The organism is Amphritea pacifica, from assembly GCF_016924145.1.
GTDB classification, from domain to species: Bacteria; Pseudomonadota; Gammaproteobacteria; order Pseudomonadales; family Balneatricaceae; genus Amphritea; species Amphritea pacifica.
In genome coordinates, this window is sequence record NZ_JAFFZO010000008.1 from 307 (window position 1) to 16554 (window position 16248).

The window sequence follows — 16248 nt, forward strand, 5'->3', positions numbered from 1 at the left end:
TGTGTTTCCTGCCCAAACTCCAGATACAAAAAAGCCCTGCTTTTCTACTTAAGAATGAGCAAGGCTTTCTCTTCAAACGTTCATGGTACCAGTGGCCGGACTCGAACCGGCACGCTTTTAAGGGCGGGCCAAGATCTTTTAGAAAGCGAATCCCCTATGTGTTTCCTGCCCAAACTCCAGATACAAAAAAGCCCTGCTTTTCTACTTAAGAATGAGCAAGGCTTTCTCTTCAAACGTTCATGGTACCAGTGGCCGGACTCGAACCGGCACGCTTTTAAGGGCGGGGGATTTTGAATCCCCTATGTCTACCAATTCCATCACACTGGCACAAACGTGGAGCGTATTATACGGCTCGTTTGCAAACGGTCAATGCGATTAGTGAAATATCTTTGAAATCGTTGCGTCACAGCCGCTGCATTCAATCAGACGGCTGTTGCAACGTCTCTGTTTCAACGTTCCACAAAAGCCCGCTCAATGACATAGTGCCCCAGATCGCCGTGGCGGGCTTCGATAAAGCCCATCTGGTCGAGGATGCTGGTGGTGTCTTTCAGCATGCTCGGGCTGCCGCAGATCATAAAGCGATCATTCTCAAGGCTCAGGTCAGGCAGGCCCAGGTCGCGGGTCAGCTTGCCGGTGGAGATCAGGTCGGTCAGCCGCCCCTGATTGCGAAACGGCTCCCGGGTGACGGTGGGGTAGTAGAGCAGTTTGTCGCTCACCAGATCGCCAAAGTATTCGTTGCCGGGCAGGTGTTCCTGAATCACATCGGCATAGGCCAGTTCGGAGAGCTGACGAACCCCGTGGGTGAGGATGACTTTATCGTACTGTTCATAAATTTCCGGATCTTTAATGATGCTCATAAAGGGGGCCAGGCCGGTGCCGGTGCTGATCAGATAGAGGTGTTTGCCGGGTAGCAGGTGGTCATTTATCAGGGTGCCGGTGGGCTTGCGGCTGATCAGGATCTGGTCGCCGGGCTGAATACGCTGTAGTTTCGAGGTCAGGGGGCCATCCTGTACCTTGATGCTGAAAAATTCCAGCTGATCTTCATGGTTGGCACTGGCGATACTGTAGGCGCGCATCAGGGGGCGGCCTTCGTGCTCCAGACCGATCAGGGTGAAGTGACCGTTCTTGAAGCGAAATCCGGGATCCCGGCTGGTGGTAAAGCTGAACAGGGTATCGTTCCAGTGGTGTACGCTGAGAACCTCTTCACGACCGATATTTGACATGGAACTACCTCATACTTATGCAACTGATAACACTGTTGATTCAGGTTATAAAAAAGGGGCTGTCTATTTCCTGAGTGCATAGTAGATCGGTCTGCTATATTGTTAAAGACGATTATTATGGTAACAGTTATCGGAAAAACAGGTTATGAAATATAGCTTACGGCAGTTGGAGGTATTTCTGGCGGTCGCCCATTTTGACAATATCTCCCGCGCGGCGGAGAGTCTGTCGATGTCGCAATCGGCGGTCAGTGGTGCACTGCGGGATCTGGAAGCGCAGTTTGATATCCAGCTGTTTGACCGGGTGGGTAAGCGGCTGAAGATCAATGAGCTGGGGCGGTTGCTGCGTCCCCGGGCGGAATCGCTGTTGGAACGGGCCCGCAGTCTGGAACAGGATATGGCCCGGCATGAGGCGGTGGGTGAACTGAAGATCGGCGCCACCATGACCATTGGTAACTATCTGGCGGTGGGGCTGATCGCCCGCTATCTCGATGAGCAACCCAGAGCGAAACTGGATCTTCAGGTGGCGAACACCTCGACGATTGCTGCCCGGCTGATCAATTTTGATCTGGATATCGGCCTGGTGGAAGGGGAAGTGCAACACCCCGATCTGGAGGTGATCCCCTGGCTCAATGACCGCCTTGAGGTGTTCTGTGCCCCGGATCATCCGCTGACGCAGAAACCGCAGTTGAGTGATACCGATCTGCTGTCAGCCCGCTGGATTCTGCGGGAACAGGGGTCGGGTACCCGTCAGGCGTTTGACTGGGCGTTGCACGGACTGTTGCCAAATCTGAATGTGTTGCTGGAGCTGGAACACGCCGAGGGGATCAAGCAGGCGGTGGCGCAGGGACTGGGGATCGGTTGCCTGTCGCGCATCGCGTTACAAGAGTCGTTTGAGCTGGGAACCCTGGTGCCCTTGTGGGTCGCCGGACGAGATTTCAGCCGCCAGTTGTATCTGGTAATCAATAAGCATAAGTACCGTAGCGCCGGGATCGAGCGCTGGATTGAGCTGTGTCATCAGGCATGATTAAACAGTCCGGCTGTGTTTGAAGATAAGTACGCAGACCGGACTGCGGTAACATCGCCAGGGATCAGCTGCTTTCCTGCTGCGCCAGACGTTCCTGCAATTTCAGTTCGCGTCGTCTGCTGCTGGTTTCGTTGGCATCGGCCCCCAGATGGGCTTCACCCCGTTGCTGTGCCAGTTGCATCTGCTTCTGTCGTTCGATAAAGCGCTGGCGCTGCTCATCGCTGAGGCTGTCATAGCAGTTGGGGCAACTGATGCCGGCCTGGTACTTTTCGCTTTGTATCTGCCCGGCAGTGAGGGGGAGGCGACAGGCGTGACACTGATCGTAGCTGCCCTTTTCCAGTTGATGATTCACCGTCACCCGATTATCAAACACGAAGCATTCCCCTTCCCATAGGGAGCTGTCCTGGGGTACCTCTTCGAGGTATTTGAGGATACCGCCCTCCAGATGGTAAACCTCATCAAAGCCCTGCTCTTTCAGGTAGGCGGTGGATTTTTCACAGCGGATACCGCCGGTGCAGAACATCGCCACCTTACGGTTTTTCTGTGGATCGAGATGTTCTTTCACATACTGAGGAAACTCGCGAAAGGTCTCTGTATTGGGGTTGATCGCCCCCTTAAAGGTGCCCACCTGAACCTCATAGTCGTTGCGGGTATCTACTAACACCACATCCGGGTCTGAGATCAGTGCGTTCCAGTCCCGGGGTTTGACGTAGGTACCGACCACCCGTTTCGGGTCGATCCCCTCAACGCCCATGGTGACGATCTCTTTTTTCAGCTTCACCTTGGTGCGGTGAAACGGATTGCTGTCGTCCAGAGATTCTTTGTAGACGATATCGGCCAGTCGGGGATCGTTCTGCAGCCAGGCCAGCAGGGCATCAATGCCTTCGCGGCTACCGGCAACGGTGCCGTTAATCCCTTCACTGGCCAGTAGCAGGGTGCCGCGGACGCCGTTATCCCGCATTACCTGATGCAGCGGTTCGCGCAGGTTTTCGAAATCTTCCAGCGCAACAAACTTATACATTGCGCAGACGATGGTCTGTGACATTTTTGTTCTCCTCAGCCGATCGGAACGTAAATCCGGAGCCTTTGGGTTTATGGGTGTAGGGTATTACATCAGGGCGCCATTGTACCCGGATTAGCGACGCAGAAAGACGGACAAACTGTAAGGGTTTGCGGGTAACGCGGCGGGCTTGCAGTGTGGCCAGAGTGGTCGCGCAGCTGCACAGCCGATCAATATGATCATGGCGTATAGCCGGTTCATTTGGCTTCCGGGTTCGCACTTTCGGCGTTTATAGACTTAGCTGTAGCGTAAGGGTTTAAAAAAAGGGGAGGGGGGGCTCCGCTATATCAACTCAGAGAGAGGATTAAGCTATGCGAAGCTTTATGCAAACTCCGGCCGGTTATATAGGGTCACTGGTACTACTGAGTGGCGCCGCTTTAAGTTGTGCGCTAAGTAGTGCCGTGCAGGCCGCCAACGAGACACTGACCAGTGTAAAGACGGATACCACCATCATCCTTGATGGCATGGCTGAAAGTGCATGGGATAAAGCCCCTGAGTTGAGTGTTCAGCTTGATAATCTGCCCTATAAAGCCGATAACTATGGTGGTATGAGCAGTGTTAATGTACGACTGAAATCCCTCTACGACGAGCATTTTATCTACCTCCTGGTTCAATATGACGATCCGACTAAAAGTCTGGCGCGCTTTCCCTGGGAAAAGCAGGCTGATGGCAGTTGGAAGCAACTGAAGGGGAAGGATCAGACGGGTCACGATAACGTTTTTTATGAAGATAAACTGGCGCTGTTGTGGAACATCAATGCCCGGGGATTCGCCAAGAAAGGCTGTGATGTCGCCTGTCATATGCAGGATGATAGCGGCAAAATTAATGGCTTTGATCAAACCGGCAAAGCGCCGGGACGGAAATATACCCGCGACGGTGAGACCATCGATATATGGCACTGGAAAAGTGTGCGTATGAATCCGCTGGGGTTGATTGATGATCAGTACATCGACAGTGTAAATGACCCCACAGTGAATGGTGAATGGGGCCGTCATGGGGATAGTAAAACCGGTGGTGGCTATGTTGATAACGTGAATGCCGACAAGACCGGACCTGCTTTTATGAATCGTACACAGGGCAATGTGGATGGCTATACCATTACGCCTTCGCAGAAAACGCCCTTCGTCGATACCTTCAGAGAGGGTGACCGGATTCCAGGCATTATGTCTGAACCCTTTACCGGGTCCCGCGGGGATATCTGGGCGAAAGGGGAGTGGCAGGATGGCCGGTGGACCATCGAAATCAAACGGGCGCTGGTGACAACCGGAGAGAATGCCGGGGTTCAGGATGTTCAGTTCAGTGACCTGAGCAAAGCTTACAGTTTTGGGGTTTCGGTGTTTGATAATTCACAGATTGATCACCTCTACCATGAAGGTGCCTATGATCTGATCTTTAAGTAATAGCATTGATGGTATGACCGGCTTCTCAACAGATGGTCTCTTCTTCCGGCGGGGGAAGAGACCCCGCTTATGTGATGCTACTTATCAGAGGTTAAGCTATGCGTATCACGGTACTTAACGTTTCGGCAAAGCTGGCACTTTCTGGCTTTCTCATTACTGTTATTTTGGCGGCGCTCAGTGCAACCACCCTGATCGGCTTACTCTATTCATCCCATGACCGGGGCTTCAATATCCCGGAGATGGACAGGATTCAGTCACACTACAGTGATTCACGCCTGATAGCGGCGATGAAAGGCCCGATGTATCAATATGTCACCGAGGATGGCGATATTGATGTGATCGCGAAATGGATTGCCGGCGGGGCGAAGAATGATGATTTCTTCAAAGATGAGGTGATGTATATCCTCAGTGAGGACTGTCAGAAGTGCCATAGTCGCAACTCGCAGATGAGCAGGGCGATCACCTCTATGCCCTTCAGCAGCTACGAGGATATTGTGCAGTACACCGAAGGGGGCTACAGCTGGACCCAGATGGCAAGAACTGCACATATACATCTGTTTGGCATCGCGGTGTTTCTGGTGATCGTATCGCTGATCATGGCGTACAGCAGTTACCGATCATGGATGAAAAGCCTGTTGATCTCTGCAGGCTGGATCGCCTTGTGGCTGGATATTGGTTCCTGGTGGCTGGCCAGATTCTACAACGGCTTTGCCTATGTTATATCGGTGGCGGGCACTGTTGAGATTGGTGCGGTGTGTGCCATGAGTGGACTCTGTCTGTTGAATCTCTGGTGTCGGCTGCCGGCGATAGTACTTGAGCCTGAAGAACATAGGGCTGAATAACAGCAGCGTGTCGTTGTCTGAACGGCCCGGTTGAAAAAATTGTCTGAGAGGCGTGACCCGGTGAGCCGGGTTGATGCTTTTGCCGGTTTTCGGTTGCGCTGACACTGCTGACGCCCTTTCCCCTCTGTTTTACTGGCTGCTGATGCCTGAGATCATCTTTCATCGTCTAATTTAGCTGAAGTTTCACCGCAAATCGGGTAGGATACGCACCCTTTTTATCGGCCGGTCAGCGAAACGATGGTCGATTTCAGCTAATTTATTGCGTCTCAGGTTAACGTTTATCTATGCAGGTAAAAGATTTTCATTTTGATCTTCCCGACGAGCTGATTGCCCGCTATCCATTAGAAAAGCGCAGCGACAGCCGTTTGTTCTGTGTGGATGGCAACAGCGGTGAGTTTCAGCACCGACAGTTTTTCGAGGTTCTGGATCTGCTGGAACCCGGTGATCTGGTGGTGTTTAACAATACCCGGGTGATTCCCGCACGGATGTTTGGTGAGAAAGCCTCTGGCGGCAAGATCGAGGTGCTGATTGAGCGGGTGCTGGATGAACACTCAGCTCTGGCCCACATCCGTTCCAGCCGGTCGCCCAAGCCGGGTGCCGAGCTGACCCTGGAGGGCGGCCTGAAAGCCACCATGGTGGCCCGCCATGATGATCTGTTTGAGCTTGAGTTTGATCTGGCAGAGGGCCATCTGATTGAAGCGTTAGAACAGTTCGGACACATGCCGCTGCCCCCCTATATGAAACGGGAAGATGAACTTTCTGACCGGGAACGCTATCAGACGGTGTATAACGAGAAACCGGGGGCGGTGGCCGCACCGACAGCGGGGCTGCATTTCGATGATGCACTGTTAGCCAGTCTGGAAGAAAAGGGTGTTAATAAAGCTTTCGTGACCCTGCATGTGGGCGCAGGTACCTTCCGGCCGGTCAAGGTCGAGAATATTCAGGATCACAAGATGCATGCTGAATATATCGAAGTGCCGGAAGCGGTGTGTCAGGCGGTGCGTGACACCAAAGCCCGGGGCAACCGGGTGCTGGCGGTGGGTACGACCTCGGTACGCTGTCTGGAAACGGCCAGTCAGACGGGTGAGATTCAGCCGTTTTTTGGTGATACCGATATCTTTATCTTTCCCGGCTATCGGTTTCGCACCGTGGATCTGCTGATCACCAACTTCCATCTGCCGGAGTCGACCCTGCTGATGCTGGTGTCGGCGTTTGCCGGTTATGAACAGATGATGGCGGCGTATAAAGAGGCGGTGGCGCAGCGCTATCGTTTCTTCAGTTATGGCGATGCGATGTTTTTGTCGAAAAAGACCCGCCACAATGGCGCGGACTGAACCGAAAAGCAGTGATGAGCCTTTAATTTATATTATTCAGCCTTATATAGGGAGAAGACCGCAAAACTCCCCAGGCGAAACCTGAGTTCAGGTAACTTATTTAGGACCGATTGTGACCAGAGAATGTTTTATGACGTTTGAGCGTCTGGCGACCGATGGCAAGGCCCGGCGCGGCCGCTTAAGCTTTCCCCGGGGGGATGTCGAGACGCCGGCGTTTATGCCAGTGGGGACTTATGGCTCGGTGAAGGGGATGTTGCCGAAAGATATTGAGGCGATCGGTGCGCAGATCATTCTTGGTAACACCTTTCATCTGATGTTGCGCCCCGGTACCGAGGTCGTCAAAGCCCACGGTGATCTGCATGACTTTATGAACTGGAAAGGCCCGATTCTGACCGACTCCGGTGGTTTTCAGGTGTTCAGTCTGGGGGCGATGCGCAAGATTACCGAAGCGGGGGTACATTTCCAATCGCCGGTGAATGGCTCCAGAGTGTTCATGGGGCCGGAAGAGTCGATGCAGGTTCAGCGCGACCTGGGCTCTGATATCGTGATGATCTTCGATGAATGTACCCCATACCCAGCCACTGAAATTGAAGCCGCGGATTCGATGCGGCTCTCTCTGCGCTGGGCGAAACGGTCTAAAGAAGCCCATGGTGACAGTCCGTCGGCTCTGTTTGGTATCGTGCAGGGGGGGATGTATCCGCACCTGCGGGATGAGTCGATCGAGGGACTGAATGAGATCGGCTTTGATGGTTATGCCATTGGTGGTTTGTCAGTGGGCGAGCCGAAAGAGGAGATGGTGAAGGTGCTGGATCATCTGGCGTATAAGATGCCAGAGGATAAACCCCGCTACCTGATGGGGGTGGGTAAGCCCGAGGATATTGTCGAAGGTGTGCGCCGTGGTGTGGATATGTTTGACTGCGTGATGCCGACCCGCAACGCCCGTAACGGTCACCTGTTTACCCGTCACGGGGTGGTGAAGCTGCGAAACTCCGCCAATAAAACCGATACCCGGCCATTAGATGAACAGTGCAGTTGCTATACCTGTCAGAATTTCAGCCGTGCTTATCTGCACCATCTTGATAAGTGCAAGGAGATCGTCGGTTCGCAGCTGAACACTATCCACAACCTGCACTATTATCAGGAACTTATGGCTGGATTGCGTCAGGCGATTGAACAGGGTAAATTGGACGACTTTGTTGACCAGTTCTACCATTTAAAGGGGATGGAAACACCGCCTCTTGATAATGAGATTTGACTTTAATTTATTGATTTTAATAAGTATTAGGAGAAGCCTTGATGAGCTTTTTTATCTCTCCAGCTTACGCTGAAGCAGCCGCCGCACCGGGTGGTTTAGATCCAAGTATGTTCAACCTGATCTTTCTGGTTGGCTTCGGTGTCATTTTTTACATGTTTATGTGGCGTCCACAGGCCAAGCGTGCCAAAGAGCATAAAGCACTGCTGAGCGGACTGAGTAAAGGTGATGAAGTGATCACCGCCGGTGGTCTGATCGGTAAGGTTGTACGTCTTAATGAAGACTACGTGGTATTAAGCGTGAATGACACGACTGAGCTGACTTTCCAGAAAACTCATGTCAGTGCTGCGCTGCCAAAAGGCACCATTAAGCAGATCTAGTAACAAATCCATAACCAAACGCCACTATCGTGGCGTTGTTTTTATGTGATTAGAGCTGAGATGGCGCAGGCTGTCGTTTGCGCTGGTTAAAACGTTAAAATCTAAACATTGGTGCCCGGTCAGAGACAAACGTTTGCAGGCATAAGCGTTTGATCTGATAGCCGGGCTAGTTAGGGACAGAGCGCCATGCTCAATAAATATCCACTGTGGAAAAATGCGCTGATCGTGCTGGTACTGCTGGTTTGTGGTCTTTATGCCGCGCCCAACCTTTTTCCCGACGATTATGCTGTTCAGCTTTCCGGTACCCGGGAATCAAATGTAGTCAATCAGCCGTTGCTGGATCAGATGACAGAGGTCTTGCAGCAGGCCAATATCAACGTTAAAGGTGAAGAGCTGACAGAACAGGGCGGTCTGATTCGTTTCAAAGACAGCCGCACTCAGCTTGAGGCAAAAGAGGTTATCAGCCGTACGCTGGGTGATAAGTATATTGTGGCCCTCAACCTGGCGCCAACCACGCCGGAGTGGCTCAGATCGATTGGTGCAGGCCCGATGAAACTGGGGCTCGACCTGCGCGGTGGTGTGCACTTCCTGCTGGAAGTGGATATGGTGTCCGCAGTGGCACAGCGTCTGGATGTCTATGTCAGTGAGATTAAAACCAAGCTGCGTACCGAGAAACTGCGTTATCGCTCGGTAGAGCATCGTGAAGATGGCAGTCTGGAACTGAAGTTCTCAGCGGCCGATGTGCGCGATCAGGCGGCGACCCTGCTGCGTAAAGATTATTCCGAATTTCTCATCAACACCGAGGACAGGGATGACGCTTTCTACCTCTCCATTACTCTGGTGGAGAGCAAGGTTCGTGAGATCGAAGACTATGCCATCAAGCAGAACCTGACCACCCTGCGTAACCGGGTGAATGAGTTGGGTGTTGCCGAGCCGCTGGTGCAGCGTCAGGGACGTAACCGTATCGTGGTTCAGCTGCCGGGTATTCAGGATGCCGCTGCGGCGAAACGGATTATCGGTAAGACTGCGAACCTTGAGTTCCGTCTGGAAGCGAAAACCGATGCCCCCCGGGTGACCACTGAAACCTATGAGTTCCGTAATGAGAACCGTGAAGCGACCCTGGAAAAAGATGTCATCATCACCGGTTCCAGCGTGTCTAACGCCCAGTCATCCTTCGATGAAAATGGTCAGCCGCAGGTGAATATCACTCTGGACGCCAAAGGTGGCCAGCTGATGAACCGTACCACCCGTAACGCGATCAAGCGGCGTATGGCGGTGCTGTTTGTTGAACATAAGAGCCGTACCCTCTCTGAAACCGTCGATGGTGAGCAGGTGACCAAGCGGATCCCCTATGTCGAGAAGAAGATTATCTCACTGGCAACCATTCAGAGTATTCTGGGAAACCAGTTCCGTATAACCGGACTGGACAGCGCTACAGAGTCCTCTGAGCTGGCGTTGCTGCTGCGGGCCGGTGCGCTGGCGGCACCTATCTACTTTGTCGAGGAGCGTACTGTCGGTCCGAGCCTGGGTGAGCAGAACATTGAGCTGGGGATGATGTCGGTGCAGATCGGTTTTGCCCTGGTGCTGCTGTTTATGCTGGCGTACTACCGGGTATTTGGTCTGCTGGCCAATATTGCCCTGACGCTTAACCTGGTGATGCTGCTGGCAGTGATGTCGATTCTGTCGGCAACCCTGACTCTGCCGGGGATCGCGGGTATCGTACTGACCGTGGGGATGGCGGTGGATGCTAACGTACTGATTTTCTCGCGAATACGGGAGGAGCTGAAAAATGGTATGCCTCCACAGTCGGCGATCAACGCCGGTTTTGACCGCGCATTCTCCACCATATTTGACGCCAACATTACCACTCTGCTGGCTGCGGTGATTCTGTTCGCGATGGGCTCCGGCCCGGTGAAAGGGTTCGCGATCACCCTGTCGGTCGGCATCCTGACCTCCATGTTCACCGCGATCATGGTTACCCGGATGCTGGTTAATCTGGCCTACGGCGGTCGTACGCTGAAGAAACTGTCGATCTGACGGAGTAGAGTAAGATGACGACTGAAAAAATTTATAACTTTATGGGGCTGCGAAAAATCGCTGCTGCATTTTCGATCACCCTGTTGCTGATCTCGGTTGCTTCGCTGGCGGTCAACGGGCTTAAGTTCGGTCTTGATTTCACCGGTGGTTCACTGATCGAAGTGGGATATCAGCAGGAGCCAGACCTCAACGGCATCCGCGATAAGCTGAAGAATGCCGGCTATGAAGATGCTATTGTGCAAACCTTTGGCTCTCCCGTCGATATTCTGATCCGCATGGGCGTAGCTCACGATCCGAAACTGGGAGATATGGTTCTTCAGACGCTGCAGAGCGGTGAGGCTCAAGAACTGACCCTGCGCCGTAACGAGTATGTGGGTGCTCAGGTGGGGGAAGAGCTGCGTGAACAGGGCGGCCTGGGGATGTTGCTGGCGCTGTTTATGGTGATGGTCTATGTCGCCTTCCGCTTTCAGCTGAAGTTCTCTGTGGGTGCGGTGACCGCTCTGGCCCATGACGTGCTGATTGTGCTGGGCTTCTTCTCCGTGCTGCAACTGGACTTTGATCTGACCGTGCTGGCCGCCATTCTGGCGGTAATCGGTTACTCGCTTAACGATACCATTGTCGTGTCGGACCGTATCCGTGAGAACTTCCGCCGGATGCGTAAGAGCGAGCCGATTGAGATTATGAACGTCTCCCTGAGTCAGACCCTGGGTCGTACGCTGGTCACCTCTCTGACCACCCTGCTGGTGCTGGTGGCGCTGGCGGTGTTTGGTGGTGAGATGATCTTTGGCTTTGCGGTTGCGTTGCTGGTGGGTGTCTTTATCGGTACCTACTCCTCTATCTATGTGGCGGCGAACATCCTGATTATGCTGGGCATCTGTAAAGAGGATCTGATCCCGCCAGAGAAGCCGGATGGTGATGAGATCGACGAAATGCCATAAATTGCATTTTGTAGTGTTAAAAAAACCGGCTATCAGCCGGTTTTTTGTTAACTGGTCCGGCCACCTCCGGGTTACCGGTTTGCAACTGGTTGACTAAACTGCAGGAACAGGAAAACGCTCCAGATTCAGTAATGGTTGGAGTATAGTTATTCAAAACGGATATAACAGAAGATGATTAATGTCTGATTCAAAGCACTTTTCTGAAGACCCTTATGCCGACCGCGAAGCGGAAAAATATGATCGCCCGATAGCCAGCCGGGAGCTGATTATGCAGCTGCTGGCTGAGCAGGGTGAACCGCTTACCCGTCCCCAGTTGGAAAATTTACTGAACATAGAGGATGAAGATTCCGCCGAAGCACTGCGCCGCCGTTTAAGAGCGATGGAGCGGGATGGCCAACTGATGCGCAACCGCAAAGCCCAGTATGTGCTGCTGAGTAAGCTGGATCTGGTGGCCGGACGCATTATGGGGCATCGGGATGGTTTTGGCTTTCTGGTTCCGGACGAAGGCGGCGATGATATCTTTCTCTCGGCGCGGGAGATGCGTCAGGTGTTTGATGGCGACCGGGTGTTGGTGCGGGCCACCGGTGAAGACCGTAAAGGGCGGGTCGAGGGGGCGATTGTCGAAGTCCTGGAGCGCAAAACCCGCAAGCTGGTAGGGCGTTTTCATGGTCATGGTGGGTTCGGTTATATGACCCCGGAAAACCAGCGCATCACCAATGATATTCAGATTCTGCCCGACCCTGATAGCGGTCTGGAGTATAAACAGGGGCAACTGGTGGTGGTTGAACTGATCACGCCGCCATCGAAGCGTGCCAAAGCCACTGCGCGGGTCACCGAGGTGCTGGGTGATCATATGGCACCGGGAATGGAGATCAAGGTTGCCATCCATAACTATGATATCCCTAACGAATGGACCGATGCGATCCGTCAGGAGGTCAGCGAGTTTGGCCCCGAGGTGCCCGATTCCGCCGTCGAGAACCGCATCGATCTGCGTGATCTGCCTCTGGTAACCATTGATGGTGAGGATGCCAAAGATTTTGATGATGCGGTCTACTGTGAGCCGAAACGCGCCGGTGGCTGGCGGCTGTGGGTCGCCATCGCCGATGTGTCATCCTATGTTCATCCCGGTAGTCAGCTGGATATTGAGGCGCATAAACGGGGTAACTCGGTGTATTTCCCCGAGTTTGTGGTGCCGATGTTGCCGGAGATGTTGTCCAACGGGCTGTGCTCGCTGAACCCCGATGTGAACCGGCTGGCGATGGTGTGTGAGATGACCATCAGCGCCAGTGGTAATCTTAGTGAATATACGTTCTACGAGGCGGTGATCCGCTCCAAAGCACGACTGACCTACACCAAGGTGGGGGCGATGCTGGAGGAGCCGGATTCCGATTTCGGTGCCGCGATGCGTCAGCAGTATGCTGAGGTGCTGCCCCATATCGAAGATCTGCATGAGCTGTACTGTACCCTGCGCAAGGCCCGGGAGGAGCGGGGTGCGATCGACTTTGAAACCACCGAAACACGAATTCTGTTCAGCGAAGAGCGTAAGATCGAGAAGATCGTTCCGGTGGTGCGCAACGATGCCCATAAGATTATTGAAGAGTGTATGTTGTGTGCCAACGTTGCTTCCGCGCAGATGTTGCAGAAGCTGAAACAGCCCGCGCTGTTCCGGGTGCATGATGGCCCGAAAGAGTCGAAGTTGCAGGCGCTGCGTACCTATCTCGGGCCGCTGGGCTTGAGTCTGGGGGGCGGCGATGAGCCAACCCCGCCAGACTATCAGGCGCTGTCTGAGTCGCTGGAAGGACGGATCGATAAACATGTTATTCAGGTGATGATGCTGCGTTCAATGTCGCAGGCGGTTTACAGTCCTGAGCATAAGGGGCATTTTGGTCTGAACTATCCGGCCTATACCCATTTCACCTCGCCGATTCGCCGCTACCCTGATCTGCTGGTGCACCGGGCGATTCGCGGGCTGATCCACTCCGATAGTGATAGCCGGCATATCACCCGGCCAGCCAACTTCCGTCCTGATAAGCGTTTTATGCACCGCTACACCATGGAACAGATGGTTGAGTTAGGTGAACACTGCTCGATGACCGAGCGGCGTGCCGATGATGCCACCCGGGATGTGATGGCCTGGCTGAAATGTGAGTATATGCAGGACTGTGTCGGCGAGGAGTTCAGTGGGGTTATCTCTGCGGTGACCGGCTTTGGTGTGTTTGTTGAGCTGGAGGAGGTCTATGTTGAAGGCCTGATCCATATCTCGGCGCTGCCGGGGGACTATTACCACTACGATGCTGCCCTGCAGCGTCTCTATGGTGAGCGTAGCGGAAAGTCCTTCCGTCTCGGTGACCGGGTGCAGGTGCTGGTGGCCAGAGTGGATCTGGATGACCGCAAGATCGATTTTGATCTGGTGAAAAAACTCGATGCGGCGGACAAACAGGGCGTCGGGACCGGCGAGTCAGGTGATAATACAAAGCCTGAACCAAAGAAGTTGAGTAAGCGCGAGCTGCTACGCTCCGGAAAGATTGCCATGGCTGAGCTGGAAAGTCGCCAGGGGCGCAGACCTTCGGGTAGCCGTCACTCAGACAAGTCAGGATCAGGCCGCGCCGAGCCGGAAAGAACGGGGTCCGCCCGCCCTAAACGCTCATCTTCACGAAAAGGGGCTGAGAGCGAAACACCCTGGGGTGGTGCGGCAGATCGGAAAGCCTCGGCTAAGCCCTCCCGTAAACGCGCAACTGAGCCGAAAGCGGGGCAGGGGTCGCGGCAAAAGTTAGAGGCGAAGCCGGGTAATCCAGGTGGCGCACGATTAAGCGAATCTGAACTGGAAGTGATCCGGTTATCCAGAAAACCCTCAAAAGGCCTGAGCAACCGGGCTAAAAAACGGAAGTTGAAGAAGTTGCGGGGTAAAACGTCACGTAAATAACACGCTTCAGGCTGAAGCGTAGTGATGGCGGTTATCGATTGAAACGCAGCGAGTCTTTCACACCGAGAGGGGACGGCCTGTTGCTGGTGGGTGGCGGTGGTTGCGATTCTGGCGTGGCGTTATTGAAACAGCAGTCCTGTGTTCTATTACAGACACCTGTGTCGCTGTATCATTTGCTTGTTTGAAACCCAGGTACTGTCAAGTCTGACGGGGTATATTAGGGTGTTCTAATTTCTTGTTTTGGAAAGATTTTATTTTAATTGCTTGATTTAAAGTGGGTTATTTTGAAACCAGTAACAATATACTATTATAATCTCTTTTTGTTTGAATAATGGTGGTTATCTGGCCATACTTCATGCGGATTAAAATTCAATCTATGTTGCTGTTTATAAACTAATATCATGTGTAGCAATGGACGCTCACTCTCCTGCAAGGTTGCCAGGCGGAGACTCCTCAGGATGAGGTCGAGGGGGAACCATGGAAAACAAAAAAATGATCCGTGCTATTGCTGCTGCGGGTTTCTGTTCTGTATTGCTCTGTTCTGCCCCGGCCCAGGCCGAGGATCTTCTCCAGCTCTATCAGGCGGCACTGGACGGTGACCCGCAACTCCGCTCCGCCCAGTTTGACCATCAGGCCAGTCAGGAAGTGATCACTCAGGCCTGGGCGGGCTACCGGCCTTCAGTCAATTTTGACTATCAGAAGGTTGAAAACAAACAGAAAATTATCAGTAGTGATAATACAGTGTATCAGGGGGGCGATACCTCATTCCCCTCTACCGCCTGGTCCCTGACGATTAGTCAGCCCATTTTCCGCTATGCCAACTATATTCGTATCGGTCAGGCCAAAACGGAACTGCGTCAGGCTGATGCGGAGCTGATCAGTGCACAACAGGACCTTATGCTGCGGGTGTCAGAAGCCTATATGCAGGCCCTGGCCGCCAGAGATGAGCTGGGCTTTTTACAGGCCGAGCTGAATGCTGCCCAGCGACAGCTTGAGCAAGCGCGGGGGCGTGAAAACGCTGCGGTCGGGCGTAAGGTGGATCGCTATGATGCGGAGGCCCGGGTGGCTTCTGTGGAGGCGGATTATGCTGCCGCGGATATCGCCCTGCGGGACGCCTATGAAGCGCTTTACGAGATGACTGGCAGGGATTTCTCAGCACTGTCGGCGTTGCGTTCAAGTATCGACCTGTCCCTACCGTTTCCTGCTGATGAACAGTACTGGTTGCAAAGTGCTATCACCAATAATCCGGCCCTGGTGGCTCAGCGTGAAGCGGTGGATGTCGCCCGTCAGGAAGTGAAACGTCAGAATGCCGGTCACTTTCCTACACTGGATGCTGAGTTCAGGAATCACTACGAGGATGTTGGCGGCTCGCTGTTTGGTGGGGCCAGTGAGGTTGAAACGCAGGAGTTAACCCTGCGCTTCAATCTGCCAATCTACTCCGGTGGCTCAGTGAGTTCGCAGAAGCGTGAGGCGGTTGCCCGCTATCACAGTGCCGAAGAGGAGCTGATCCGGATTATGCGGGATGCCCGTCGCCAATCCAAAGAGACTTACTGGGGAGTGGTGAATGCGGTCAAACGTGTTAAAGCGCTGCAACAAGCGGTTAACGCACAGCAGGCGACCCTTGATCTGCGCCGTGAATCCTACAAAGCACGTATAGAAACAGCGATCAGTGTACTGGATGCTGAGAGGGATCTGTATTCCGCCAAACGGGACCTGTCCCGCGCCAAATATGATTATCTGATCAACGGCTTGCGTCTTAAGGCGCTGGTGGGTGTGTTGACTCAGGATGACCTGATCCTTGTCAATAACTGGTTGAAAAGCTAACTCAGTTAGCC

General features: G+C 53.4%; 12 protein-coding genes and 1 tRNA gene. 10 read left to right on the forward strand and 3 right to left on the reverse strand.

What is annotated here, in order from left to right; genetic code table 11:
* Positions 1–240: 240 nt before the first annotated feature.
* Positions 241–327 (reverse strand) — tRNA-Leu (locus tag JW499_RS05525).
* Positions 328–449: 122 nt separating this feature from the next.
* A complete protein-coding gene (locus JW499_RS05530) occupies positions 450–1223 on the reverse strand; it encodes a ferredoxin--NADP reductase (RefSeq protein WP_205209672.1) in 774 nt (257 codons plus the stop codon).
* A gap of 145 nt (positions 1224–1368) precedes the next feature.
* On the opposite strand from JW499_RS05530, the gene JW499_RS05535 reads away from it, so the two are divergent.
* On the forward strand, positions 1369–2247 hold the full coding sequence (locus tag JW499_RS05535) for a LysR family transcriptional regulator (RefSeq protein ID WP_205209673.1): 879 nt from the start codon (positions 1369–1371) through the stop codon (positions 2245–2247).
* A gap of 64 nt (positions 2248–2311) precedes the next feature.
* On the opposite strand, the gene trhO is transcribed toward JW499_RS05535, so the two are convergent.
* The gene (trhO, locus tag JW499_RS05540) at positions 2312–3292 is read right to left on the reverse strand and encodes an oxygen-dependent tRNA uridine(34) hydroxylase TrhO (RefSeq protein ID WP_205209674.1); all 981 of its coding nucleotides are present in this window, start codon (positions 3290–3292) and stop codon (positions 2312–2314) included.
* Between the two features lie 326 nt (positions 3293–3618).
* Between trhO and JW499_RS05545 the strand changes: the two genes are divergently transcribed.
* From JW499_RS05545 to JW499_RS05585, 9 genes are all read left to right on the forward strand, one after another.
* Positions 3619–4707 carry an ethylbenzene dehydrogenase-related protein gene (locus tag JW499_RS05545; RefSeq protein WP_205209675.1) on the forward strand — a complete coding sequence of 363 codons (1089 nt, stop codon included), beginning with the start codon at positions 3619–3621 and terminating at the stop codon, positions 4705–4707.
* Positions 4708–4805: 98 nt separating this feature from the next.
* The gene (locus tag JW499_RS05550; protein WP_205209676.1) at positions 4806–5549 is read left to right on the forward strand and encodes a hypothetical protein; all 744 of its coding nucleotides are present in this window, start codon (positions 4806–4808) and stop codon (positions 5547–5549) included.
* Positions 5550–5833: 284 nt separating this feature from the next.
* Positions 5834–6883 (forward strand): tRNA preQ1(34) S-adenosylmethionine ribosyltransferase-isomerase QueA, encoded by a 1050-nt coding sequence (queA, locus tag JW499_RS05555; protein WP_205209677.1) that lies wholly within the window; start codon positions 5834–5836, stop codon positions 6881–6883.
* A gap of 130 nt (positions 6884–7013) precedes the next feature.
* On the forward strand, positions 7014–8138 hold the full coding sequence (gene tgt, locus JW499_RS05560) for a tRNA guanosine(34) transglycosylase Tgt (protein WP_205209678.1): 1125 nt from the start codon (positions 7014–7016) through the stop codon (positions 8136–8138).
* A gap of 41 nt (positions 8139–8179) precedes the next feature.
* Positions 8180–8515, forward strand: coding sequence for a preprotein translocase subunit YajC (yajC, locus tag JW499_RS05565; protein WP_091360186.1), 336 nt, complete (start codon positions 8180–8182; stop codon positions 8513–8515).
* Positions 8516–8701: 186 nt separating this feature from the next.
* Positions 8702–10552 carry a protein translocase subunit SecD gene (gene secD, locus JW499_RS05570; protein ID WP_205209679.1) on the forward strand — a complete coding sequence of 617 codons (1851 nt, stop codon included), beginning with the start codon at positions 8702–8704 and terminating at the stop codon, positions 10550–10552.
* Positions 10553–10566: 14 nt separating this feature from the next.
* Complete coding sequence (gene secF, locus JW499_RS05575; protein ID WP_205209680.1) at positions 10567–11490, forward strand: protein translocase subunit SecF; 924 nt, start codon at positions 10567–10569, stop codon at positions 11488–11490.
* A gap of 178 nt (positions 11491–11668) precedes the next feature.
* On the forward strand, positions 11669–14413 hold the full coding sequence (gene rnr, locus JW499_RS05580; RefSeq protein WP_205209681.1) for a ribonuclease R: 2745 nt from the start codon (positions 11669–11671) through the stop codon (positions 14411–14413).
* A 477-nt stretch (positions 14414–14890) separates the two neighbouring features.
* The gene (locus tag JW499_RS05585; protein ID WP_205209682.1) at positions 14891–16237 is read left to right on the forward strand and encodes a TolC family outer membrane protein; all 1347 of its coding nucleotides are present in this window, start codon (positions 14891–14893) and stop codon (positions 16235–16237) included.
* Positions 16238–16248: the final 11 nt, after the last annotated feature.